The 23894-nt window shown below is 63.8% G+C and carries 24 protein-coding genes and 1 pseudogene; 13 read left to right on the top strand and 12 right to left on the bottom strand.

Going from position 1 to position 23894, the window contains the following annotated elements:
• Positions 1-41: 41 nt before the first annotated feature.
• Positions 42-335 (top strand): 4a-hydroxytetrahydrobiopterin dehydratase, encoded by a 294-nt coding sequence (locus ACVWZA_RS01660; protein WP_431583796.1) that lies wholly within the window; start codon positions 42-44, stop codon positions 333-335.
• Between the two features lie 21 nt (positions 336-356).
• Here ACVWZA_RS01660 and ACVWZA_RS01655 read toward each other — a convergent pair whose 3' ends face one another.
• Positions 357-1157, bottom strand: coding sequence for an SDR family oxidoreductase (locus ACVWZA_RS01655; RefSeq protein ID WP_457309408.1), 801 nt, complete (start codon positions 1155-1157; stop codon positions 357-359).
• A gap of 243 nt (positions 1158-1400) precedes the next feature.
• On the opposite strand from ACVWZA_RS01655, the pseudogene ACVWZA_RS01650 reads away from it, so the two are divergent.
• Both ACVWZA_RS01650 and ACVWZA_RS01645 read left to right on the top strand, forming a co-directional pair.
• A pseudogene (locus ACVWZA_RS01650) lies at positions 1401-2084 on the top strand (ATP-binding cassette domain-containing protein); the annotation flags it as partial.
• Positions 2081-3616 (top strand): ABC transporter permease/substrate-binding protein, encoded by a 1536-nt coding sequence (locus ACVWZA_RS01645; protein ID WP_457309407.1) that lies wholly within the window; start codon positions 2081-2083, stop codon positions 3614-3616. The pseudogene ACVWZA_RS01650 and the gene ACVWZA_RS01645, both read left to right, overlap by 4 nt.
• On the opposite strand, the gene ACVWZA_RS01640 is transcribed toward ACVWZA_RS01645, so the two are convergent.
• Complete coding sequence (locus ACVWZA_RS01640) at positions 3617-5653, bottom strand: TonB-dependent receptor plug domain-containing protein (protein ID WP_457309406.1); 2037 nt, start codon at positions 5651-5653, stop codon at positions 3617-3619.
• 575 nt (positions 5654-6228) lie between these two features.
• Between ACVWZA_RS01640 and ACVWZA_RS01635 the strand changes: the two genes are divergently transcribed.
• On the top strand, positions 6229-6528 hold the full coding sequence (locus ACVWZA_RS01635; RefSeq protein ID WP_457309405.1) for an EthD family reductase: 300 nt from the start codon (positions 6229-6231) through the stop codon (positions 6526-6528).
• A 63-nt stretch (positions 6529-6591) separates the two neighbouring features.
• Here the strand turns inward: ACVWZA_RS01635 and ACVWZA_RS01630 are convergent, their stop codons facing one another.
• From ACVWZA_RS01630 to ACVWZA_RS01620, 3 genes are read right to left on the bottom strand one after another with little or no spacing between them, the layout of a single operon-like run.
• On the bottom strand, positions 6592-7944 hold the full coding sequence (locus ACVWZA_RS01630; RefSeq protein ID WP_457309404.1) for a dihydrolipoamide acetyltransferase family protein: 1353 nt from the start codon (positions 7942-7944) through the stop codon (positions 6592-6594).
• Complete coding sequence (locus tag ACVWZA_RS01625) at positions 7944-8948, bottom strand: alpha-ketoacid dehydrogenase subunit beta (protein WP_457310043.1); 1005 nt, start codon at positions 8946-8948, stop codon at positions 7944-7946. The genes ACVWZA_RS01630 and ACVWZA_RS01625 overlap by 1 nt, the downstream gene beginning before the upstream one ends.
• A gap of 56 nt (positions 8949-9004) precedes the next feature.
• The gene (locus tag ACVWZA_RS01620) at positions 9005-10294 is read right to left on the bottom strand and encodes a thiamine pyrophosphate-dependent enzyme (RefSeq protein WP_457309403.1); all 1290 of its coding nucleotides are present in this window, start codon (positions 10292-10294) and stop codon (positions 9005-9007) included.
• A gap of 176 nt (positions 10295-10470) precedes the next feature.
• On the opposite strand from ACVWZA_RS01620, the gene ACVWZA_RS01615 reads away from it, so the two are divergent.
• Positions 10471-10695: a hypothetical protein gene (locus tag ACVWZA_RS01615; RefSeq protein WP_457309402.1), complete on the top strand. Its 225-nt coding sequence runs from the start codon at positions 10471-10473 to the stop codon at positions 10693-10695.
• A 5-nt stretch (positions 10696-10700) separates the two neighbouring features.
• Complete coding sequence (locus ACVWZA_RS01610; protein ID WP_457309401.1) at positions 10701-11102, top strand: GtrA family protein; 402 nt, start codon at positions 10701-10703, stop codon at positions 11100-11102.
• A 58-nt stretch (positions 11103-11160) separates the two neighbouring features.
• On the opposite strand, the gene ACVWZA_RS01605 is transcribed toward ACVWZA_RS01610, so the two are convergent.
• A complete protein-coding gene (locus ACVWZA_RS01605) occupies positions 11161-13074 on the bottom strand; it encodes a potassium transporter Kup (protein ID WP_457309400.1) in 1914 nt (637 codons plus the stop codon).
• A gap of 148 nt (positions 13075-13222) precedes the next feature.
• On the opposite strand from ACVWZA_RS01605, the gene pdeM reads away from it, so the two are divergent.
• Positions 13223-13885, top strand: coding sequence for a ligase-associated DNA damage response endonuclease PdeM (gene pdeM, locus ACVWZA_RS01600; RefSeq protein ID WP_457309399.1), 663 nt, complete (start codon positions 13223-13225; stop codon positions 13883-13885).
• Between the two features lie 487 nt (positions 13886-14372).
• Here pdeM and msrA read toward each other — a convergent pair whose 3' ends face one another.
• The 4 genes from msrA to pabB form a co-directional block, all read right to left on the bottom strand.
• Complete coding sequence (msrA, locus tag ACVWZA_RS01595) at positions 14373-15020, bottom strand: peptide-methionine (S)-S-oxide reductase MsrA (RefSeq protein ID WP_457309398.1); 648 nt, start codon at positions 15018-15020, stop codon at positions 14373-14375.
• Positions 15021-15137: 117 nt separating this feature from the next.
• The gene (locus tag ACVWZA_RS01590; RefSeq protein ID WP_457309397.1) at positions 15138-15293 is read right to left on the bottom strand and encodes a hypothetical protein; all 156 of its coding nucleotides are present in this window, start codon (positions 15291-15293) and stop codon (positions 15138-15140) included.
• A gap of 201 nt (positions 15294-15494) precedes the next feature.
• Entirely contained in the window at positions 15495-16694 is a 1200-nt protein-coding gene (locus tag ACVWZA_RS01585) for a pyridoxal phosphate-dependent aminotransferase (RefSeq protein WP_457309396.1), read from the bottom strand.
• Positions 16695-16741: 47 nt separating this feature from the next.
• Positions 16742-18517, bottom strand: coding sequence for an aminodeoxychorismate synthase component I (gene pabB / locus ACVWZA_RS01580; protein WP_457310042.1), 1776 nt, complete (start codon positions 18515-18517; stop codon positions 16742-16744).
• A 187-nt stretch (positions 18518-18704) separates the two neighbouring features.
• Between pabB and ACVWZA_RS01575 the strand changes: the two genes are divergently transcribed.
• Positions 18705-19367 (top strand): MBL fold metallo-hydrolase, encoded by a 663-nt coding sequence (locus ACVWZA_RS01575; RefSeq protein WP_457309395.1) that lies wholly within the window; start codon positions 18705-18707, stop codon positions 19365-19367.
• 57 nt (positions 19368-19424) lie between these two features.
• Here ACVWZA_RS01575 and ACVWZA_RS01570 read toward each other — a convergent pair whose 3' ends face one another.
• On the bottom strand, positions 19425-19862 hold the full coding sequence (locus tag ACVWZA_RS01570; RefSeq protein WP_457310041.1) for an MAPEG family protein: 438 nt from the start codon (positions 19860-19862) through the stop codon (positions 19425-19427).
• Positions 19863-20068: 206 nt separating this feature from the next.
• On the opposite strand from ACVWZA_RS01570, the gene rpmF reads away from it, so the two are divergent.
• The 5 genes from rpmF to ACVWZA_RS01545 all read left to right on the top strand — a co-directional run bounded on the left by rpmF (position 20069) and on the right by ACVWZA_RS01545 (position 23071).
• Entirely contained in the window at positions 20069-20248 is a 180-nt protein-coding gene (gene rpmF / locus ACVWZA_RS01565; protein WP_034157833.1) for a 50S ribosomal protein L32, read from the top strand.
• A 32-nt stretch (positions 20249-20280) separates the two neighbouring features.
• Positions 20281-21312, top strand: a complete 1032-nt coding sequence (gene plsX, locus ACVWZA_RS01560; RefSeq protein ID WP_457309394.1) for a phosphate acyltransferase PlsX — start codon at positions 20281-20283, stop codon at positions 21310-21312.
• A complete protein-coding gene (locus tag ACVWZA_RS01555) occupies positions 21309-22271 on the top strand; it encodes a beta-ketoacyl-ACP synthase III (RefSeq protein ID WP_457309393.1) in 963 nt (320 codons plus the stop codon). The genes plsX and ACVWZA_RS01555 overlap by 4 nt, the downstream gene beginning before the upstream one ends.
• A gap of 130 nt (positions 22272-22401) precedes the next feature.
• Positions 22402-22701 carry an integration host factor subunit alpha gene (locus ACVWZA_RS01550; RefSeq protein ID WP_457309392.1) on the top strand — a complete coding sequence of 100 codons (300 nt, stop codon included), beginning with the start codon at positions 22402-22404 and terminating at the stop codon, positions 22699-22701.
• A 7-nt stretch (positions 22702-22708) separates the two neighbouring features.
• Positions 22709-23071 (top strand): MerR family transcriptional regulator, encoded by a 363-nt coding sequence (locus ACVWZA_RS01545; protein WP_457309391.1) that lies wholly within the window; start codon positions 22709-22711, stop codon positions 23069-23071.
• 95 nt (positions 23072-23166) lie between these two features.
• Here the strand turns inward: ACVWZA_RS01545 and ACVWZA_RS01540 are convergent, their stop codons facing one another.
• On the bottom strand, positions 23167-23844 hold the full coding sequence (locus ACVWZA_RS01540; protein WP_457309390.1) for a TetR/AcrR family transcriptional regulator: 678 nt from the start codon (positions 23842-23844) through the stop codon (positions 23167-23169).
• Positions 23845-23894: the final 50 nt, after the last annotated feature.

Genomic DNA, 23894 nt, shown 5'->3' with positions numbered 1-23894 from the left:
CCATAAGGCCAAGGCGCACGCGGCGCCAGCAGGAGGCAGACGTGACGATCGAACCGCTCAGCGAAGAGGACCGCGCCGAAGCGCTCGATGCGCTCGACGAGTGGGACTATGACGAAGCGCGCGACGCGATCACGCGCACCATCACCTTCGCCGATTTCAGCGAGGCGTTCGCGTTCATGACGCGCGTCGCGCTGCTCGCCGAAAAGGCCGATCATCACCCCGAATGGTCGAACGTATGGAACCGGGTCGAGATTTTGCTGACCACGCACGACGCCGGCGGCCTGTCGCATCGCGACGTCGATATGGCCGAAGCGATCGACGGGTTGGTTTCCTAGATCCTGCCTGCTGGGGAGGATTCATCGCCCCGCCATGCCCCGGCGCATCATCTTGCGCAGCTTGCCGGGCATCCAGCGTGCGGCAAACGCCATGCGGTGGGCGGTCTTGCCTACATAGGTATGGACCTTGTCGCCATGCACCGCATCCCAGGCGGCCTGCGCAACGGTGTCGGCGGAGGTCAGCTCGAGCCCGGCCCCGGTCACTGTTTCGCGGATCGAGCGGTTCGAACCGCCAGCGGGCGAGTTGAGCAGCGGCGTTTCGATAAAGGCCGGCACGATGGCGCGGACCTTGATCCCGTCGGCCGCCCATTCGCCGTCGAGTGCCTCGGTCAGCGCGCGCACGCCGAACTTGGTCGCCGAATAGGGCGCGAGGCCCGCCGAGCCATAGATTGCCGACGCGGAAGCGGTGTTGAGCAGGCAGGAGCCGGGCGTCTTGACGAGATAGGCATGACCGATCTTCGCGCCGTTCAACACCCCCATCAGGTTGATCGAGACGGTGCGGTCCATATCCTCGAAGCTCATCTGCGCGATCGGCCCGCCGGTGCCGATCCCGGCATTGTTGAACAGCACGTCGAGCCGACCGCCGGTGGTCGCGGTGAAGGCGTCAAGGCTGGCAACCCAGGCGTCACGATCGCGCACATCCATCGCATAGGTCGCTGCCGTGCCCCCCGGCAGCGACGCGGCGGTTTCGGCCAGGCCGGTCGCGTTGACGTCGGCCAGCCCGATCCGCCAGCCACGCGCGGCGAACAATTGCGCCGTGGCGCGACCGATGCCCGAACCGCCGCCGGTGATGAAGATCGCCTTTTGTACGCCCTCGGTCATCGTTTCCAGTTCCTCGCCAGATGCTTTCCGGCACCCACCGTGCCACAAGATCTCGGCCGCAAGGTATGCTGAACCATGCCCGCCGGAACAAGCGCCTTCGTTGACGCGCACGCCGTCCTCCCGCACACATACCCCATGTCAGCAACGCCCACGCCCGGTCCCTCGGTCAGCTTTGAAGGCATTGCCAAATCCTATCCCGGCGGCACGCTTGCGGTCGACAATGTCACGACCGAGATCGCGGCGGGCAGCTTCGTCGCGCTGGTCGGCGCATCGGGGTCGGGCAAATCGACCCTGCTCAAGATGATCAACCGGCTGGTCGAGCCGAGCGCCGGAAGTATCGCGATCGGCGGCGAAGCGGTCGGATCGATCGAGCCCTACGCGCTGCGCCGGCGGATCGGTTATGTGTTCCAGAATATCGGCCTGTTCCCGCACCTGGGCGTGGCGGAAAATATCGCGATCGGGCTGAAACTGTCCGGGCAGAACGACAAGGCGACCCATATCGCGCGGGTGACCGAGTTGCTCGATCTGGTCGACCTGCCCGCCGCGTTCGCCACGCGCATGCCCGACGAACTCTCCGGGGGGCAGCGCCAGCGCGTCGGCGTGGCGCGGGCGCTCGCAACCGCGCCGGGACTGATGCTGATGGACGAACCATTCGGCGCGCTCGATCCAGTCACGCGCGATCAGCTCGGCACGGCGATCCGCGCGCTGCACGACCGGCTTGGCCTGACCACGATCATGGTCACGCATGACATGGCTGAAGCCTTGCTGCTGGCTGACCGCGTCCTGGTGATGGAGGCGGGCAAGATCGTCGCCGACGCCACACCTCGTGAGCTGCTCGCCGGCAAGGGCGGCGCAGCGGCCGATGCGCTGGTCGCGGTGCCGCGCGAGCAGAGCCGCCGCCTGATCGCGCTGGAGCGTGGCGCATGAGCGATCCGTTCTTCGACGCCTTTGCGCGCGTGCCAGACTTGCTCGCCGCGCATCTGTTGCTCGCCGCCTCGGCATTGTTGCTGGGTCTGGTGATCAGCCTGCCGCTGGCGATCTGGTCGGCGCGCCGGCCCGCTGTCGCACGGATCGCGCTTGGTTTCGCGAGTCTGGTCCAGACGATCCCGTCGCTGGCGCTGCTCGCGCTCTTCTATCCGCTGCTGCTGTCACTCTCGGTGCTGGTCGGTGGCGGTATCCCCGCGCTCGGCTTCCTGCCCTCCTTGCTCGCGCTGACACTCTACGCATTGCTGCCGATCCTGCGGAACGGAGTGACGGGGCTGACCGGGCTCGACCCGGCGGTAATCGAAGCCGCAGACGGGGTCGGTATGACCGCCTGGCAAAAATTGCGGCTGGTCGAGGCTCCCCTGGTCGCGCCGGTGCTGATGGCCGGCATCCGCACCGCCGCGGTGTGGACGATCGGCGCGGCGACGCTCTCCACCACGGTCGGCCAGCCGAGCCTCGGCGACCTGATCTTTGCCGGACTGCAGACGCAGAACTGGGCGCTGGTCCTCGCCGGCTGCCTGACCGCGGCGGCGCTTGCGCTGGCGGTCGACGGACTGCTCGGGGTGATCGAGCACGGCATCGCGGCGCGCAAGCGGCGGCGCGTATGGATCGCTGCGGCGCTGCTCGGACTTGGCGTGCTCGCCGCGCTGGCGCCGATGTGGCCGCGCGGCGGCGACAGGGTTGTGGTCGGCGCCAAGGGTTTTTCGGAGCAATATATCCTCGCCCGGCTGATCGGGCATCGCCTGGAGAAGGCGGGCTATGCGGTCGAATATCGCGAAGGCCTGGGATCGGTCGTCGCGTTCAACGCTACGGCGGGCGGCGATGTCGATGTTTATGTCGATTATTCCGGCACGATCTGGACCAACGAGATGAAGCGCAGCGACGTGCCGCCGCGCGCGGCAATCGTCTCGGGGGTCGGGGCATGGACCGCGCAACAGCACGGCGTGCGCCTGCTCGGCAGCCTGGGCTTCGAGAACAGCTATGCGTTTGCGATGCGCAGCGACGACGCGGCGCGGCGCGGGGTGACGAGCATCGCCGATCTGACCGCGATCGCGACGACGCTCAAGCTCGCCACCGATATCGAATTTCTCGAACGGCCCGAATGGGCGGCGGTGCGCAAGGCATACGACCTGCGCTTCGCCTCCACGCAACCCTATCAGCCGACTTTCATGTACCGCGCACTGGCGAGCGGCACGGCGGATGTCATTCCGGCTTTCTCCTCCGACGGGCGGATCGCCGCGGACAAATTGACGGTACTGGCAGACCCCAAGGGTGCGATCCCCGGTTACGATGCGATTCTGCTGCTCGCACCTCGCCGCGCACAGGATTCGCGCTTTGCCGCCGCGCTGCAGCCCCTGGTCGGTCGCGTATCGGTCGATGCAATGCGCGAGGCGAATTACATGGTCGACCGTGATGCCGACAAGGCGTCGCCCGAAGCCGCGGCGCGTTGGCTGGAACGCAAGCTCGGGCTGTGATCAGTTGAAGCGCAGGCCGATCCAGAACGTCTGCGGCGTGCCGTAATCCATCGATCCGCCGGCGTTGCGGGTGACGACGGTCTCATCGAACAGATTCTCGACCCGCCCGACGATCGAGACATGCTTCATGATCGGCAGCCGCGCGGTCGCATCGACGGTCAGCGCGTCGTGCAGCACATCCGTCTCCAGATCATCCTCGAACTGCGCGCCGACATAACGCACCGTCGCCGACAGAGCCGGGCCGCTCGACGGCGACCAGCCAAGTGTCGCGCTGGCTGAATGGCGCGGGCTCTGCGCCGGGGCGAAGCCATCGAGTCCGGCCGAAATGCCCGACGCCTGCACCTTGCTGTCGCTGAACGCATAGGCAGCGTCGAAACGAACCGCCCCAAACCGCATGTCGGCGGTCAGCTCGATCCCCTTGGCGACGATCGCGTCCACATTGCGACGCTGACGCAGATTGGGCGCGATGGTGACATTGGCGATCGCATCGTCGAGCCGGTTGTAGAATGCGGTGAGCCCGATCGACACGCCATTTAGCGGCTTGAAATCGATCCCGGCCTCGACGCCCTTCAGCTTTTCCAGCCCGAGATTTTCGTTTGCCTTGGTGACGATCGGAAACACCACGAAGGGGCGATAGAGTTCGTTGAGTGTCGGCAAGCGGAAGCCGGTATAGCCCGCCGTGCGCAATGCCACCGCATCACCCGCGCGGAACAGCGCACCGACCCGGCCGGTGCCTTCGAAACCATCACGATCGGCAAAGCTGTTGTCGATGGTCGAAAGTCCGATAACACTCCGTTCGCGGAAGAAACCATCGGTAATGGTCCAGCGATCGCCACGCACGCCGCCGGTCAGCACCAGATTGCCGATCGACCAGTCGTCCTCGACGAACAGGCCCGTCGTGCTGGTCCTGCCGCCGGCATTGCGCCGCGTCGTAACGGTCACGCCGCTATAGGCATCCTCGAACAGCTCGCCCTCGGCCAGCCGCGCGTCGATGCCAATGCGCAGGACATGATCCAGCCCGACTGGCGGACGAATCTCGACCTTGCCGCCGATCCCGGTCGACGGCGTATTGCGTTGGTCGAGCGTCAGGCGGAAACTGGTCGCGCTGATCACCTTGTTGGAAAAGTTGCGCGCTTGGACATAGGCGAGCGCATCGACTTTCCAGGCACCGCGATGGACCAGTCTGATGCTCGCATCCTGACCCTGCGAGCTGCTGTCCGCGCCGGTGAAACGCAAGCTACGGTTGTCGCCGAACAGGAGCCCGCGGAATTGCAGATCGGTCTTGGTATCGAGCGGTGCGACGGTGCGTAAGCCAGCCGACCAGTCGCGATAGCGCGCCCGCGCGCTTGCCGCGACACGCTGCGCCGGCGGTGTGGTGAAGAAACCGTCGCCGCGCTCGAACCGGCCCGATAGTGTCGCGTAACCGCCATCGAGGTCGGGCGAGACATTGCCCGACACGCTCATCGCATTGTCGCTGCCGTAGAATGCATCGCCCGAGACAAAGGGCAAATCGCGCCGCGTCGCGCTGACCAGTTCGATCGTGCCGGCGACCGCGCCCGCGCCGAACGGGCCGGAGCCGCCGCCGCGCGTGATGCGCGCGCCACCGAGCCGGTCGCCGACCAGTGCGGTGAAGGGCACATAACCGAAGAACGGATCGGCGATCGGCACGCCGTCGAGCAGCACCAGGGTTCGGCTCGACGCATTGCCGCCGAGCGAGCGCAGGGTAATGCCTTGCGCCGACGGGTTGGCCGAACGGCTGTCGGAGCGGCGGAATTGCTGGAAACCGGCCACATCCTTCAACACATTCTCGACCCGGCCAGAAGCCTCGTCGGTCAACCGATCGCGGTCGATCACCACCGACCCATAAGCCGGCGTTCCCGGCGGCAGCGGCAGGCCAGTGCCGATCACTACGATATCGCCCGTATCCGACGCGATCGGAATGGGGGCCGGCGCCGAAGCGTGACCGGCACTTTGCTGCGCTACGGCAGGCAGCGGGACGATCAAGGCGATCAGAGGCAGGCTGAACAGACGGAGCATGACTTGCGGCGATCTTTCGGGGTGGCCTTCGAGCCGTTCGAACAGCGGAAGCAGATGCCCTTAGCGAGTATCCAGCCGGTCGTTGCAGGAAAAGGCGATCACCGAAACACAATTGCGATTGCAGTTTACGCAATCATGGTCGCATTTTTCGCACTTGCTAGATTTTGCGCTGCACTGCACAAAGACGGTGCCTTTCAGGCATCCTCTCCTAAAACTTTCAAAGGTCAGCCCTTCGGGGCTGGCCCTTTTTTTTGTCGATGCTTTCCGCTACGCATAGCAACGCTGTCGTCACGTCGAACAATAAAAAATGTTCGTGGAGCGGAGCCCGCCGGAGAACCCGGCAACGGCGCGATTGCAGTGTGGGGGATCGAGCTGCCCGGGGCGCTCTCCCCCATTTCTCCGGAGTATGACAGTTTTGCGTCGAAAACCGGCCGTTCGTCCCGATGGTTGGACCTGTTATGCGCCGTGAAAGTGGGCCTCGCCGACCCTTTACGTCATCGCATCCCGGTCCCAACGTGCGGCCATGCAACGTCGCGACTCGGCTCCGGGGCCGCGGCTCGGAAGGGTGAATCGATATGACGACGCTGGTAGTGACCTATCCCGTCAAGGACGGCGCCACGTTCGACGCGCGTTATTATGTCGCGCGTCACATTCCGCTGGTGCGCGAAAAATGGACTCAATACGGACTAACCAGCGCGCGAGCGCTAATCCCCGAGGTGCCCGGCGCGGCTTATTACGCCATTGCGATCCTCGATTTTACCGACGCCTCAGCCGCAGACCGGGCGATAGGATCGCCGGAGGCCCCCGACGTGATGGGCGATGTCGCGAACTTCACCAATCAATCTGCGGTCGTGACACGCTGCGTCGAACGCTGACCTGCCGCCCTCGGAAAGGAGGGAATAGCCTGAAAACCCAACCACGCCTGGCACGGCGACCGATCAATCGGCGAAAAGCAGCACCGGGGTTTCGAGATATTTCTTCAGACCCTGGACGAAACTTGCCGCGTCCCATCCGTCGACCACGCGATGATCGCAGCTGATCGACAGGTTCATCAGTTTCGCGCGGCGGATCTCGTCGCCGTCAAAGACTGGGCGCTCGACGATCTTGTTCGGCCCGATGATCGCGACTTCGGGCCGGTTGATCACCGGGGTCGTCGCGATCCCGCCGAGCGGGCCGAGCGACGTGATCGTCAGGGTCGAACCCGACAATTCCTCGACCTTCGCCTTGCCGGTGCGCGCAGCCTCGGCCAGGCGGGTGATCTCGGTCGCGAGCTGCCAGACATTGCGATCCTGCGCATCGCGGATCACCGGGACCATCAGGCCAGCCGGGGTCTGGGTCGCCATGCCAAGATGGATCTGGCCGTGGCGCGTGACTATGCCGGCCTCGTCGTCATAGCGTGCGTTGATCATCGGGAAGTCGGGGATCGTCTTGCAGATCGCCACGATCAGCAGCGGCAGCATGGTCAGTTTGGGCCGGCCGCCGCGATTGTTGTTGAGGTCGGCGCGCATCTCCTCGAGCGCGGTCACATCGATTTCGTCGACATAGGTGAAGTGCGGGATAGCGCGCTTCGATGCGGCCATGTTCTCGGCAATTTTCCGACGCATGCCGATGACCTTGATCGGCTCGTCAGCGCGGGCATTGTTCGCATGCGGGGCCTGATAGCCCTGACCCGAACCATAGCGCAGAAACGCATCGAGGTCCGAATGGCGCACACGGTCGCTGTCAGTCTTCACCTGTATGAGGTCGATACCGAGATCGGCGGCACGGGCGCGCACTGCCGGTGAGGCAAGCGCATGGGCGACCACCTTGGGTTCCTCCCCGGCACGGGGAGGGGGACTGTTCGCCACTTCCGGCGAATGGCGGAGGGGGGTGTCCACGGGTGAAACGTTGCTTGGCACGCCCGCTCCACCAGCTTCGCTGGTCCCCATTCCCGTGCCGGGGAGGATATCTTCTTCCGAGCCGGGATTTTCCGCGCCCATCTGCTCAGCGACATCCTGCGCCAGTTCGGCACGCGCAGCGGCGTCGTTCGCCGGCGCGTCATCCTCGGCGGCGTCGGTTTCGATCACGACCAGCGGCGATCCGATCGACACCTGGTCGCCGACTTCGCCAGCCAGCTCGATCACCGTGCCCGACACCGGCGATTCCATCTCGACCGTTGCCTTGTCGGTCATCATGTCGGCCAAGCCCTGGTCTTCCTCGACCCGGTCGCCGATTTTTACATGCCACGCGACGATCTCGGCCTCAGAAATACCTTCGCCGATATCGGGTAATTTGAATTCGAAGCGTGCCATTACGTCCTCATCACTTTCTTAAGCGCCTCGCCGATCCGCACCGGCCCGGGAAAATAAGCCCATTCCAGACTGTGCGGGTAAGGAGTGTCGAAGCCGGTGACACGCTCGATCGGCGCTTCGAGATGATAGAAACAACGTTCCTGCACCAGCGCCGACAGTTCAGCGCCAAACCCGCCGGTGCGCGTCGCTTCGTGCACGATCATGCAACGGCCAGTCTTCTTGACCGACGCCTCGATCGTCTCGATGTCTAGCGGAACCAGGGTGCGCAGATCGATGATCTCGGCATCGACGCCCGCATCGGTCACCACCGCCATGCACACATGCACCATCGTGCCGTAAGCGAGGATGGTCAGTGCATCGCCGGCGCGCACGATCTTCGCCTTGCCCAGCTCGATCTTGTAGTAACCGCTCGGCACCTCGCCCGCCGGATGCTTCGACCAGTTTTGTGCCGGGCGATCCCAATGGCCGTCGAACGGGCCGTTATAGATGCGCTTGGGTTCGAAGAAGAGCGTCGGATCATTGTCCTCGATCGCCGCGATCAGCAAGCCCTTGGCGTCATACGGGGTCGATGGAATCACCGTCTTAATGCCCGAAACATGAGTGAAGATGCCTTCGGGGCTCTGCGAATGCGTCTGCCCGCCAAAAATGCCGCCGCCAAAGGGCGAGCGCACCGTGATCGGCGAGGTGAATTCGCCGGCCGAACGGTAGCGCAGCCGCGCCGCTTCCGAGACGAGCTGGTCCAGCGCGGGATAGATGTAATCGGCGAACTGGATTTCCGGTACCGGGCGCAGGCCGTATGCGCCCATTCCGACCGCGACGCCGATGATGCCGCATTCGGTGATCGGCGTGTCGAACACCCGGGTCTTGCCGAATTTCTCCTGCAAGCCGGCGGTGGCGCGGAACACGCCGCCGAAATAACCGACATCCTCGCCCATCACGATCACGTCGGGATCGCGCGCCATGACCACTTCCATCGCGGAATTGATCGCCTGGATCATGTTCATGCGCACGGTGGCGCCTTCAGGTGCGTCAACCGGGGTTGCGGTTTCCATCGTCTCGCTCATTTCTTGCGTGCCCAAGGCCGGCCCGAGGCGGTTTCTTCGGCAAGCATCTGCGCCTGTTGCTCGCGTAGGTGCCAGGGCATCTCCTCGAACACGCCGTCGAACAATGTGTCGAGCGGCTGGTGCAGACCATGACCGAGAATGCCGTTCTGCTCGGCTTCCTTCTGCGACGCCTTGACCTGCTCGGCGAGCTCCTTGTCCTGCGCGACGTGGCGTTCCTCGTCCCATTCGCCGATCGCGATCAAATGATCCTTGAGGCGTTTGACCGGATCGCCGAGCGGCCATGCGGTCGGCTCGCCTTCGGAGCGGTACTGACCCGGATCGTCGGAGGTCGAATGACCTTCCGCACGATAGGTGAAATGCTCGATCAGGGTCGGGCCATGATTGGTTCGGGCGCGTTCGGCCGCCCAGGCGGTCGCGGCATAGACCGCCAGTGCGTCGTTACCATCGACGCGCAGGCCGGCGATGCCATAACCCACCGCACGCGCCGCGAAGGTGGTCGATTCGGCGCCGGCAAAACCCGAAAAGCTCGAGATCGCCCATTGGTTGTTGACCACATTGAAGATCACCGGCGCGCGGTAGACGCTGGCGAAAGTGCAGGCGGAATGGAAATCGCCCTCCGCGGTCGACCCCTCGCCGCACCATGTCGCCGCGATTCGCGTGTCGCCCTTCGCAGCGGAGGCCATCGCCCAGCCCACGGCTTGCGGATATTGCGTCGCGAGATTGCCCGAGATCGAGAAGAAACCAGCTTCCTTGACCGAATACATGATCGGCAGCTGCTTGCCCTGCAGCCGGTCGCCCCGGTTCGAATAGATCTGGTTCATCATGTCGACCAGCGACCAGCCGCGCGCAATCAACAACCCCTGCTGACGGTAGGAAGGGAAGCACATATCCTCATAATCGAGCGCGAAGGCGGCGGACACCGCGACGGCCTCTTCCCCGGTGCACTTCATGTAGAAGCTGGTCTTGCCCTGGCGCTGGGCACGGAACATGCGCTCGTCGAATGCGCGGACCAGGGCCATGGAGCGTAGCATCGCGCGCAGCGTGTCCGGCGACAATCGCGGGTTCCACGGGCCGACCGCCTGATTCTCATGGTCGAGCACGCGGACCAGATCGTAAGCCAGGTCGATAAAACTGTCGGCGGGGTCGGCGATGTCGGGGCGGCAGACCGAGCCGGCGGCCGGGATCGTCACCTCGGTGAAGTCGACCGTATCGCCGGGGCGGAACTTGGGCTCCGGTACGTACAGCGATAACGGCTTCAAATTGGCGCGCGGACTGTCGCCTGCCATGTTCTCTCCACTTCTGTCGGCGTACCCCAACCGCAACAATGGTCTGGAGTAACGCGCGGAATCGATTCCAGACCTTGTTATAAAATTTCAACGGCCTTGGCGAGGGGCCCGCTGTGCCGATCGTGACGATCCGTTAACCAATTGGGTCGCATTTTGGTCTCGGAACGATACGCATCATGTATATGGCCCCGATCGTCGCCGCGAAAGCGCCCGCCTCGACTACCGCTCGCCGCGTCGTCGGTGCGATAGTCCTGCCGTTGTGCGCCGCAGTCATGCTGCCGTTTCTCGCCGTCTATGCGCTTTATGCCGGCACCGTGCTAGCGTTGCGCGCGATCCCCAAGACGCCCCGCGCCTTGCTCGACGCGGTCGATTACGCCGGTTCGGTCGCGCTCGGACGCTGACCCGCATGCGGGCCGTGCTGGATCATCCGGCGTTCGGCCAGCTCGTCCGATTCGTCATCGCTGGGCTGGGCGTTACCGCCTTCTCGATCGCTGTTTACCTTGTTTATGCGATGCTGCTCCAGGTCGAGCCGCTGATCGCCAATATGGTCAGCCATGGCGCGGGTGTTGCGGCGGGTTATGCGGTGCATAGCCGCTGGAGCTTCCGGGGCGATGCGCGGCATGGCGATGTGACGATCCTGCGCTTCGTGCTGGTATCGGGCGTCGCGTTTGCGCTCAATTCTGTGTGGGTGTGGCTGGCGACTGGTGTGCTGCATGGGCCAGTCTGGTGGCCGGTCCCGGCAATGCTGTTCGTTACGCCGTTCGCGAGCTTTGCGCTCAACCGGTATTGGGTTTTCAAGCAGATTTAGCGTTTTCCGGTGTTGGATGGTGTCAGCCAAATCGACCCAATTCAAAAGACTCCAAGTTCTAAACGGTGACTTGCTCGCCCAGCTCCAGCACCTTGCCCGGCGGGATTTTGAAAAAGTCGGTCGGGTCGCTGGCATTGCGCTGCAAGAACATGAAGATGCGGTCCTGCCATAGCGGCATACCCTGTTTCGCGGCGGGTTTGATCGTGTTGCGGCCAATGAAATAGCTCGTCTTGGCCGGGTTCATCGGCATGCGCAGGCCCGATGGCGCAAAGCCAAGGTCGTTCGGCACGTCGGGCGAATCCATAAAGCCATAGGTAAGGATGACGGTCGCGAAATTCGCATCGACCTCGGTCGTCGCCACGCGCTCCTCATCGGGTACGTGAGGGCGGTCGGCGGTGCGGATGCTGACCACCAGATTGCGCTCGTGCAGCACCTTGTTGTGCTTCAGATTGTGGAGCAGTGCGCCCGGCGCGCTGCTCGGATTGGCGGTGAGGAAGATCGCGGTGCCCTCGACCCGCTCCGGTGGGCGGCGCGACAGCGCCGCCGCGAGATCGGCGAGCGGCACGCTCTGGCGCTGTTCGAACATGCGCACGATGCCGCGACCACGCACCCAGGTATAGATCAGCAGCGCGATCATTGCAGCGACCACCAGCGGCACCCAACCGCCCTCGATCACGCGCAATATATTCGCGCCGAAGAAGACCAGGTCGAGCGCGAGAAACGGCGTGACGACGACGATCGCAACGCTGCGTGACCAGTTCCAGTGGTGCCGCACGACGATATAGGCAAGGCAGGTGGTGACGACCATCGTGCCGGTCACCGCGATGCCGTACGCGGCGGCCATCGCCGATGAGCTGCGGAACTGGGTGACCAGCACCAGCACGCCGGCGAGCAACAGCCAGTTGATCGAGGGAAGATAGATCTGTCCCGAATGCCGCGCCGAGGTCTGGCGCACGCGCAGCCGGGGCAAAAGGCCGAGCTGGATTGCTTGCTGAGTCAGCGAATAGGCGCCGGTGATCACCGCCTGGCTGGCGATCACCGTCGCCACCATCGACAGGCCGACCAGCCAGGGACGAAATTGATCGGGCGCCATCAGAAAGAACCAGTCCTGATTGTGGAAAGGTGTGCCGGCCGCCTGTGCCGCCTCGAGCGCATTTAGCGCGAACGCGCCTTGGCCAAGATAGTTGAGCGTCAGCGCCGGGAACACCAGCGCGAACCAGCCGAGCTGAATCGGCAGGCGACCGAAATGACCCATATCGGCGGTCAGCGCCTCGGCGCCGGTAACGGTCAGAAATACCGCGCCGAGAACGAACAGGCCGGTCACCCCGTGATTGGCGAGGAAGAAAGCGCCATAATGTGGCGATGCGACGCGCAGGATCGAAGGCTCGTCGGCGATATGCCACAGGCCGAGCCCGCCGATCGCCAGGAACCAGATAATGCACACCGGCCCGAACAGTTTGGAGACGCGCGCCGTACCGCGCGACTGGATCACGAACAGCGCGACGAGGATGATGATGGTCAGGATCAGGATGCGCCGTTCGTCGATCATCGGGCCGATACCGGGCAATGTGCGCAATCCCTCGACCGCCGACAGCACCGACAGCGCGGGCGTGATGATCGCGTCGCCGTAGAAAAGCGACGCACCGGCCGCGCCAAGCACGAGCGCGATCAGCGATCTTTTGCCAAGCGCACGCCGCGCCAGCGCGGTCAGCGCGAGCACTCCGCCCTCGCCCTGATTATCGGCGCGAGTCAGGAACAGCACATATTTGATCGTGACGACGAGGATCAGCGACCACAGGGCAAGGCTGAGCACGCCGAGAATCTCACTCGCCTCGACGCCGTCGCGCGCGGTCTGCCCGAGCGCTTCGCGGAACGCATAGAGTGGACTCGTGCCGATATCGCCGAAAACCACACCGATCGCGCCGATCGCGAGCGCGACGGTCGCCGGTCTAGAAATGTCGGACCTGGACATAGAGGAATGCCCGGATGCGTCTTTACCGGAAGACATTACGTCATTGGCCTGTCGTTGGGACGGCGCGCTCTACGCTTGTTGCATCGCAGCGCAAGCGATTTTCGCGCAACCCGTTGAACATGGAGCCGTGTCGCGTCATAGCAATGACATGGTTCCCTTTTCGTTCGCTGGCCATGACATGTTTGCGCTCGCGCAGGGCGCATTGTTCTGGCCGGCGCGGCGTGCCTTGCTCGTCGCCGACCTGCATTTCGAGAAAGCGAGCTGGTTCGCCGCGCGCGGCCAGATGCTCCCGCCCTATGACTCGATCGCCACGCTGAGCGCGCTAACCGCAGTGGCGGAAAGCACGCAAGCGGCGGAAATCTGGTGCCTTGGCGATAGTTTTCACGATTCGGCCGGATGCGACCGGTTGCCGGCCGACGCGTCGGCGATGTTGCGCACGCTGACCGCGACACGGCGCTGGACCTGGATCACCGGCAATCACGATGTGGCGCTGATCGATCGTTGTGGCGGTGAGGTGATCGATGAAGCGGTGATCGACGGGCTCGTGCTGCGCCATGAAGCCGAGCGAAACGAAGCGCGGCCCGAGCTGTCCGGTCATTTCCACCCGAAGTTCCGCGTCACCGTACGCGGTCGCCATGTGTCGCGCCGCTGCTTCGTCGCGACCGCGACCAAGCTGATCCTGCCGGCTTTCGGCTCACTGACCGGGGGCCTCGACGCCGATCATCCGGAAATAGTCCGCGCGATCGGCCACGGTGCCGAGGCAATGCTGCCGGTGGATAACCGAATGCTGCGCTTCCCGTTGGCGGCCTGATACTGGTGCAGGACAGGTCCTGGACGAAGGACCTCTTACATCGTTCGGCCATTCCTCAGAGCATGGAACATCATGTCAGATGCATGCACGGGGTTTTGGACGCGTAGCGATCCTCGTTCCGACAATAAGAAAGAGCGAGCCTGCATCGGTCAGGCAGAATGCCCGACCATATCCTGTGCAATGCTTGAATCGCTGCGAGGGACAGAATCGGGAGGATGGAGCGGCGAGAGATATGGGACACCGGTAATGTCCCGTTTCTCAGGCCGCCGCCTCTCAACCAAGCGGTATAGTTCCTTATATATCAGATGCTTGATATAAGATACTCGGCGCAGGCCGGTGCCACGACTTAAGGAGATATGGGACACGCGGCGGTCCCGAAGTCGATCGGGCTTTGGCGCGCCAGATGTCATTCCAGCGAGTTTCCGATGTGGCTTTGCTCCAAGCGATCAGCTCGGCGCGACATGAATCGGATTGACCGCCCGGTGCTCTAGCGCGCGAGCGACGGGAACCCCGCCTTGAACGCCGCGAGCTTTGGCTTGTCGATGTTGACGATGTACGGGTGAGTCGGGTTACGGTCGAAAAAATTCTGGTGATAGGCTTCGGCCGGGAAGAAACCCCCGCTCTCCAGCTTCGTCACCACCGGCTTGGAGAACACCTTGGCGCGACCGAGCTGCGCAATATAAGCGGCGGCGACCGATTTCTGCGCGACGCTCTGCGGGAAGATCGCCGAGCGATAACTTATTCCGGTGTCCGGCCCCTGTCGATTGAGCTCGGTCGGGTTGTGCGCGATCGAGAAATACACCCGCAAAAGCGTGGCGTAGCTGATCTGTGCGGGATCGTAGACGATCTTGACCGCCTCGGCATGACGAGTCGTCTCGGTCGATACCTGATCATAGGTCGCGGTCGCCGCAGTCCCGCCGGCATAGCCCGCAGTCACGTTGCGTACGCCCTTCACATGTTCGAACACCGCCTCCATGCCCCAGAAACAGCCCCCGGCCAGTACTGCGGTCTGCAATCCATTGGCCCGGGGTAAATCCTGTGCCGCTGCCGGGATCGGCACGGCGCGTTCGGCATTGGCGATGCCACACGCGCTGAGCGTGGCGGCAAGCGCGGCTGCGATGGTGAGTCTGTTCATGACATCCGCCTCGTAGAGGGCGCCAAGAAGCGCGCCGTTAAAGTCATATACGAAGCGGTCGGCGATAAGGTTACACCGGGCAGCATTTCAGGAACGCGACGGCGTACCGCTCGCGGCTTAGCGCGAGGCGTGCGCGCCCGTCGTGATCGAGCTCGCGATCGGATTCGCGGGGGTTTCGATATTGGCTGGCTGGAAGCTGAAAACGCCGACCGCGCCCAACGCGAAGCCGCCGATGAACTGCCACAGAAACCCTGACTTCAGGATGCTACGCATGATCTCACCTCTTGGGCCTGTCGTCGCACCGCGCAGGCAAAAAACCCTGATGACAAACCCGTCAGGAACGGGCCGTCGGAAATGCGAAGATCGGGAGTGGCCCGACCCTCTGCAATGCGGAATTACGAAACCCAGCGTTAACGCCCGCTGGCCGTTCCGTTCATCCCATGTTCGTCTGGGGAAGACGGAGCCGCAATTCGATTACCGTACGGCTGCGCAAGCCGTTTGGATGCGTTCGCAGGCTTCGCGAAGCAAATCCTCCGACGTCGCATAAGAAATACGCATCGCCGGCGAGAGGCCGAACGCCGCGCCCTGCACCGCCGCGACCTTCGCATCGTCGAGCAGATAAGCGACGAATGCCTCATCGGTATCGATTAGCTTGCCCTTGGGCGTGGACTTGCCGATCAGCGCGGAGAATTCGGGATAGACATAGAATGCGCCCTCCGGCCGCGGGCAAGTGATGCCATTGGCCTGGTTGAGCATCGACACGACCAGGTCGCGGCGCGACTGGAACTTGGCGGCATTGTCCTTGAGGAATGCCTGATCGCCGGTCAGCGCCGCAACCGATGCGGCCTGCGCGATCGAACACGGGTTCGAGGTCGATTGCGACTGCAGTTTGGCTATTGCCTTGATCAGCCAGGGCGCGCCGCCGGCGAACCCGATCCGCCAGCCGGTCATCGCATAGGCCTTCGAACAACCGTTAGCAGTCAGCGTACGATCGTAGAGCGAAGGACAAACCTCGGCGATCGTGGTGAATTCAAAGCCGTCATAGATGATATGCTCATACATATCGTCGGCGAAGATCCACACATGCGGATGCCGTTCGAGCACCTCGCCCAGCGCCTTCAGTTCGGTGCGCGAATAGGCGGCGCCGGTCGGGTTGGACGGCGAATTGAGGATGACCCATTTGGTGCGTGGCGTGATCGCCGCCTCGAGCTGCTCCGGGGTCAGCTTGTAGTTTTGCTGCGACCCCGCCTCGACGAACACCGGCGTGCCGCCCGCAAACAGCACGACATCGGGATAGCTGACCCAATAGGGTGCCGGAATGACCACCTCGTCGCCGGCGTCGATCGTCGCGACCATCGCATTGAACAAGGTGTGCTTGCCGCCGGCGTTTATGGTGATCTGATCGCGCGCATAGGTCAGGCCGTTGTCGCGCTTGAACTTGAAGATCACCGCGTCCTTCAGCTCGGGCGTGCCGTCGACATTGGTGTATTTGGTTTTGCCCTCGCGGATCGCCTTGATCCCGGCTTCCTTGATGAACTCCGGCGTGTCGAAATCGGGCTCGCCGGCGCCAAGACCGATCACATCGACGCCTTCGCGCTGCAGCTCCTGCACGCGCGACGTGATCGCGAGCGTTGGCGAGGGCTTGATACGGGCGAGCGCGGCGGATGGCTGCATGGGAACGAACACCTCTCGTGGGAGCGGCTCTTGGGCGAGCGGCGGGGCTATAGCCCGCGATTGTTCGCTTTCGCAACCGCAACAATCGCCGGAATCAATCCACGCAATGCATTGCCGAGCAGGAAACCGCCGGCGAGGTCGGCAGGACTTAATTCTCCCTCCACCGCACGGCCGCTGGCGATCAGGTCGGCGCGCAGCACACCGGGCAATAGTCCGCGCGACAGCGGGGGCGTAACCAGCACGCCGTCGCGCTCGACAAAGATCGAGGTGAAGCTGCCCTCGGTCAGGAAACCGGCGGGATCGGTGAACAGCACCTCATCCTGTCCGGCACGACGGCGCGCCGCATCGTAGAAACCGCGGTCACTGGTCTTATGGCACAGTCGAAAATCCTCCGGCGCGACGGGCAGCGGTACGATCGCCACCTGCATCGGGTCCGTCCTCGGCTCCGGCATCGGCGACACCTCGATCGCGATCGCACCGCTCTTCGCCAGCAACAGCCGCACCCGGCGCGCGCTCCGCAGGCGGAAGGTCGCGGCCTGGAGTTCGTTGCGCGTGGCATGGCGATCGAAGGTGAAGCCGAATCGTTCGGCACTCGCCTTCATCCGCGCGAGATGCCCCTCGAGCCGTTGCAGGCCAATCTCCGGATCGAACGCCATCGTCTCGATCAGATCGAAATCGCGTTGGCCCGCGGTCAGGAAGGCTCCTTTGGCCAGGCTCTCGTCCCATTCCTCGTCAGCGCGCGAATCGGCGACGATACCGCCGCCCGCGCCGAACATGGCGTAGCCACCATCTCCTTGAATCAACAAGGTTCGAATGGCGACATTGAACATCGCATCGCCATTCGGGTCGAACCGTCCGATCGATCCCGTATAGGCTCCGCGCCTGTCATGCTCGATCTCGGTAATCGCCTGCATCGCGCGGATTTTGGGGGCGCCGGTAATCGAACCGCACGGGAACAACGCGCCCAGCACCTCGATCGCGTCCCTGCCCTCGGCCAGGTCGGCGGTGACGGTAGAGACCAGCTGATGAACGGTCGGATAATTTTCGACATGGAACAATTGCGGCACCGCGACGCTGCCGGGCCGCGCGACGCGCGACAGATCGTTGCGCATCAGATCGACGATCATCAGATTCTCGGCGCGCTGCTTGGCGTCCGCGGCGAGCCTCTCTGCCAGTGCGCGGTCATCCTCCGGCGTGACGCCCCGTCGCGCCGTGCCCTTCATCGGCCGGCATGTCAGCTTGCCCTGTTCGGCGGCGAAGAACAATTCGGGTGACAGCGACAACAGCATGTCCGTCCCGGTATTGACGACCGCGCCATAGCCCGCCCGGGCACGCCCGCGCAGTTGCGCGTAAAGCGCGAGCGGATCGCCCGCATAGGGAACGCGCGAGCGATAGGTGAGGTTCGCCTGATAAATGTCGCCAGCCGCGATCAGGTCGAGGACCTGGGCGAGTTGCCCATCATAGGTCGCGCGATCGATCCCCGGCACCGGCAACCCGACCCAGGCACCCGCCGGATCTGGCAACAAAGCGGGCACATCGCCCGGCGCAATCTCCTCATATCCCTCAAAAAGCCCAAACCAGAGCAACGGCGTCATATTGCCGAGCTCACCGAGTACCGGCTCAAATGCGGCGCCTGCCTCATAGGACAGGAAACCCGCCGCATGGAGTCCGTCATCGCGCGCGCCGCGCAGATCGGCCAGGGCGGGCAACACCATAGCCGTCTCATACGTCTCGATGACCCGCACCGGTGCGCGATAGAGCCGCGCCGGCGCACCGCCGTCACGAGCGTCATCGAGCAGGACAAAGGGGACGTCGATCGGCATAGTCGCCGCCCTGTAGAGCGAAAACGGGGCGATGTGCCAGTGTGGGTGCCAGTCCGTCCCGCCGATCGCCGCCGGCGCGACCGGATCGGTCAATCGCGTGCCAGCTTCTCGGCAAAAACCGCGTTACGTTGCCAAAGATCGACCACTCAAGATTGACTGGCCGCAAAGGCGCGACCATTTCGGGGCCATGGCCAATCCACCAATGCGTGCCGCGATCATTCCCGTCACACCATTACAGCAGAATTGCACCTTGCTGTGGTGCACCGCCACGATGAAGGGCGCGTTCGTGGATCCGGGCGGAGATCTGCCTAAGCTCAAGGCGGCAGCGACTCAGCACGGCGTGACGGTCGAGAAGATCATCCTGACCCATGGCCATTTCGACCATTGCGGCGAGGCCAAGCCGCTCGCCGAGGAGCTCGGCATCCCGATCGAGGGACCGCACCGCGACGACCTGTTCCTGCTCGAAACGCTGGCCGAGGACGGCGCGAAATACGGCATCATGGGCGGCAAGGCGTTCGTTCCCGACCGCTGGCTGGCCGAGGGCGACACGGTTATCGTCGGGGAGCTGACCTTCCACGTCTATGAAACGCCCGGCCACACGCCGGGCCACGTCATCTTCCATCACCCCGAATCGAAACTCGCTTTGGTCGGCGACGTTTTGTTCCAGGGATCGGTCGGCCGCACCGATTTCCCGCGCAGCAATCATGCCGATCTGCTCAAATCCATCGCCACCAAATTATGGCCGCTGGGCGACGACACCGCCTTCATCCCCGGGCACGGTCCGATGAGCAATTTTGCCCATGAGCGCGCCTACAACCCGTTCGTCAGCGATTCCGCGCTCGCCGAATAAGACGTTTGCTGCCGGCGCCGCGGCGCGAGCCCGGCGAGGAAAATCCGCTCCTCCGCTTCAACCGGCCGGAGCGACCACTTCGACCGGATCGTTGGCGGGGGCATGCTCCATTGCGATCAGCGGCAGCGCGATGGCGTAACCACCCAGGCCGAGCAACAGCAGGAATGTCACCAACGTGCCGGCCATCCGTGCATATTTCAACCCGTCCATGCCAAGCGGGTGGGCGACGCGAGCGAGCAGGAACAACGTGCTGGCGACCCATAGCCAGGTCGCTGTGCCTGCGGTGAATTCCAGCAGGCCGATCAGGATGACGATGAAGGGTGCATATTCGACGAAATTGGCCTGGGCGCGCATACGGCAGATCAGCCGCTCGTCGCCGCCATCGCCGATGCTGACCTTGGCCGTGGTGCGCACCTGACCAACGCGAATCGCCAGCCATAGCGCGATCAGCGCAGCCCCACCCGCGGTCACCAAAGTGACCGGCAGCATCACCATTCCCATCGACAATCTCCCCCTGATCATATGAGGGCTGACCCTGCCAGTCCGCGCACAAGCTTGCAACGCCGTGCGGAATCGCTATAGGCGCAACGCTTCGCGACGTGTCCGGCCGCCGGTGCCACCTGCGGTCGACCTTATCCGTCGGTTGCGCGGTGCCTGTGACGGGCTTATCGCAGTTTGATCCAGACAAAGGTTTCGCCGAAATGGCCGTCCCCAAGAGAAAAACCACGCCGTCGAAGCGCGGCATGCGCCGTTCGCATGATTCGCTGCCGATCGAATCATATCAGGAATGCCCGAATTGCGGCGAGCTTAAGCGTCCGCACAATCTGTGCGGTTCGTGTGGCCATTATAATGGCCGCGAGATCGTTTCGGTCGAAGGCTGACCACGGCTTCACTTCGGAAGGGGGCAAGCGACGTGTCGAACAGCTCCCGGATCGCCGTCGATGCGATGGGCGGCGACAAGGGGCTGGCAGTGATGCTGGCCGGCGTCGCGCGTGCGCGTCGGCTCTTTCCCGAGATGCAGTTCATCCTTGTCGGTGACGAGACCGCGATCCGTGATGGGTTGCTCAGTCACCCGAACCTGACCGCGCATTCCGAGATCGTCCATGCGCCAGAAGTCGTCGGGTCGAGCGAAAAGCCCGGCCAGGCGCTGCGCCGCGCCAAGAAGACATCCATGGGAATTGCGATCGACATGGTCAAACAGGGCCGCGCCGCCGCTGCGGTGTCGTCGGGCAATACCGGCGCGCTGATGGCCATGGCGAAGGTGTCGCTGCGCATGATCCCCGGCATCGACCGCCCTGCGCTCGCCGCCTTGCTGCCAACGCTCGGCGACAACGACGTGGTCGTGCTCGACCTCGGCGCCAATACCGAATGCGACGCCCGCAATCTCGTACAATTCGCGGTGATGGGCGCCGCCTATGCGCGCACCACGCTCGACCTCGCGTCCCCGCGCGTCGCACTGCTCAATATCGGCAGCGAGGATCAGAAGGGCACCGACGAGATTCGTGACGCCGCGCGCGACCTCAAGGCCGCGACTCACCTGCCGATGACCTTTTCAGGTTTCGTCGAAGGAGACCAACTGTCGCACGGCGATGTCGATGTGATCGTGTGCGACGGTTTTTCGGGTAATATCGCGCTCAAGACCGCCGAGGGCACCGCGCGCTTTGTCGCCGACCTGCTCAAGCGTGCTTTCCGCAGCTCGATTCGCTCCAAGATCGGTTTCCTGATCTCCAAACCGGCGACCGAGCTGCTGCGCCATCATCTCGATCCCAACAATCACAATGGCGCGGTGTTTCTCGGGCTCAACGGCTTGGTCGTGAAAAGCCATGGCGGCGCCAACGAGGTCGGCGTGGCGACGGCGATCGCTGCAGCCGCCAAGATGGTGCGCGACGACCTGACCCGCCGCATCGCCGAGGATCTCGGCAATTTCGAGGCCAAAGCAGCATGATCCGCAGCGTCATCACCGGCACCGGATCGGCCCTGCCCACCCGTCGCGTTTCGAACGCCGAACTGGCCGAGACGGTCGACACCACCGACGAATGGATCGTCGAGCGCACCGGCATCCGTTTTCGCCATATCGCCGGCCCCGACGAGACCACGGCGACGCTCGCGGCCGATGCGTGCCGCGCCGCGCTGGGTGCGGCGGGCCGCTCGGCACAGGATATCGATCTGATCGTGCTGGCCACCGCCACGCCCGACCAGACCTTTCCGGCGAGTGCGACCAAGGTCCAGGCGATGCTCGGCATCGACGATTGCGTGGCGTTCGACGTCGCCGCGGTCTGTTCGGGGTTCCTTTACGCACTGCAGGTCGCCGACAGCATGATTCGCGCCGGCGCGCACAATCGCGCGCTGGTCATCGGTGCCGAGACGTTCAGCCGTATCCTGGACTGGGAGGACCGCACGACCTGTGTCCTGTTCGGCGACGGCGCCGGCGCGATCGTGCTCGAGGGTGAGGAGGGAACCGGCGAACGCGGCATCCTCGCCACCAAGCTCCACGCCGATGGCCGCCACAACGAACTCCTTTATGTCGATGGCGGTCCCTCGACCACCGGCACGGTTGGCAAGGTCCGCATGAAAGGCCGTGAGGTATTCCGCCATGCGGTGGTCAATCTAGCCACGGTGATGGGCGAAACGCTCGCCGCCGCCGGCTTGACCTCGGACGAAGTCGACTGGGTCGTGCCGCATCAGGCCAATGCCCGTATCCTCGACGCCACTGCACGCAAGCTCGGCCTGGCTCCAGAAAAGGTCGTGGTCACGGTCGATCGGCACGCCAACACCTCCGCCGCCTCGGTGCCACTCGCGCTCGACACGGCGGTGCGCGACGGGCGGATCAAACCCGGCCAGTTGATCGTGCTCGAGGCGATGGGCGGCGGTTTCACCTGGGGTGCTGCGGTCGTCCGACTCTAGGGTCGGAATCCAGGCCCATACGTAACAAACACTTGCCTGTTTGTGACGCTAGCGTCACAAGCCCCTTTCCGTCTGTCCGATCATTGTGTTAGGCAGACTTTCTGCCACGCTATGGGGGAAGGGAAGTCGCATGGCGCCTGCCGGTACGCTGACAAGGGCCGATCTGGCCGAATCACTGCATCATCAGGTGGGGCTGTCGCGCGCCGACTCGTCCAAGCTGGTCGAACAGATTCTCGGTCATATGTGCGAATCGCTCTCCAAGGGCGAAAACGTCAAGATTTCGGGCTTCGGAACCTTCGTGCTGCGCGACAAGGGCGAGCGCGTCGGGCGCAATCCCAAGACCGGGGTCGAAGTGCCGATCGCGCCGCGCCGCGTACTCACTTTCCGCGCAAGTCAGATGATGCGCGACCGTATCGTCAGCGGTAGCTGATCGTATCATGGCGGTCGTCTCCGAAAAGGCGGCGGGCGCGTTCCGGACGATTGGTGAACTGTCCCGCGAAACGGGCATTCCACAGCATATCCTGCGTTATTGGGAAACGCGCTTTCCGCAATTGCGCCCGTTGCAGCGCGCCGGGCGCCGCCGCTACTACCGCCCCGACGACGTCGCACTCGTGCTGCGGATCAACGCATTGCTCGACCAACAAGGCTATACGATTCGCGGCGTCCAGCAGATGCTGTCGACGGAGCGCAAGCGATCCGGTGGTGAAGGCGAGGACACTCCGGGAGGCAGCGCCAATCTCGATCAGGTGAAAGCGGTCCGCGATCGCCTGGCACGGGCGCTGCGCGAAGATCTGCCCTGATCGTTAGAGCGTTCTCGAACTAATCGAAAACCGCCCAACCATCATTCGCCCTGAGTTTGCCGAAGCCCAAGCGTTGCGCATGCCCTTCGACAAGCTCAGGGCAAAATCCCCGAGCGCGGCGCGAGGCCTGTGGCGAGCATATCGGCGATCACATCGGCCACCGCCTCGGGCGAGACATCCTCTTCCCACACGCCGTAGCGCAGCCCGAGAAACACGTTCATCCCCATCACTGCCCACGCATGGACCTCGGATACGTCGCCACGCACTTCGCCACGCATTGCCGCCGCCTGGAGCCGGCGGGCGATTCGATCGGCGGTGGTCGCATAATGCAGACGGAAGCTTTCCGGATCGACGAATTCGGCCTCGTCGATGATCCGGTACAATTCCTTGTGGCCACGCACGAATTCGATGAAGTGCAGCAGCCCGGCGCGCTCGGCGGCAATCTGGTCCGGTGCGGCGCGAATCAGTGGCGCGACATGGTCACGGACCTGATCCGACATGTCGCGCACCAGCGCCCGGAACACCGCGTCCTTCGTATCGAAATAGGTGTAGAAACTGCCCAGCGCGACACCCGCGCGGCGCGTGATACCGCTGACCGACGCTTCGTGAAAACCGCGTTCGCCGAATTCCAGCGCCGCCGCGTCGAGGATCGCGCGCATTGTCTTGCGACCGCGCTCGGTGCGCGGCGCCTTGCCTTCGCCCGCCGCGCTGACCGCGCGATCATGGCCTTCGACCTGTGCAGGCGTTGCTCTTTCGCCACGCTCGACCGGCATTATTTCTCTCCCCCGCAAGTCCAAGTTGAAACCTGGTTCAGGTTTCAGTA

This window comes from Sphingomonas sp. UYAg733, from assembly GCF_054057355.1.
Note: the sequence above shows the minus strand (reverse complement) of the source record. Positions and strands in the feature narration are given on the sequence as shown.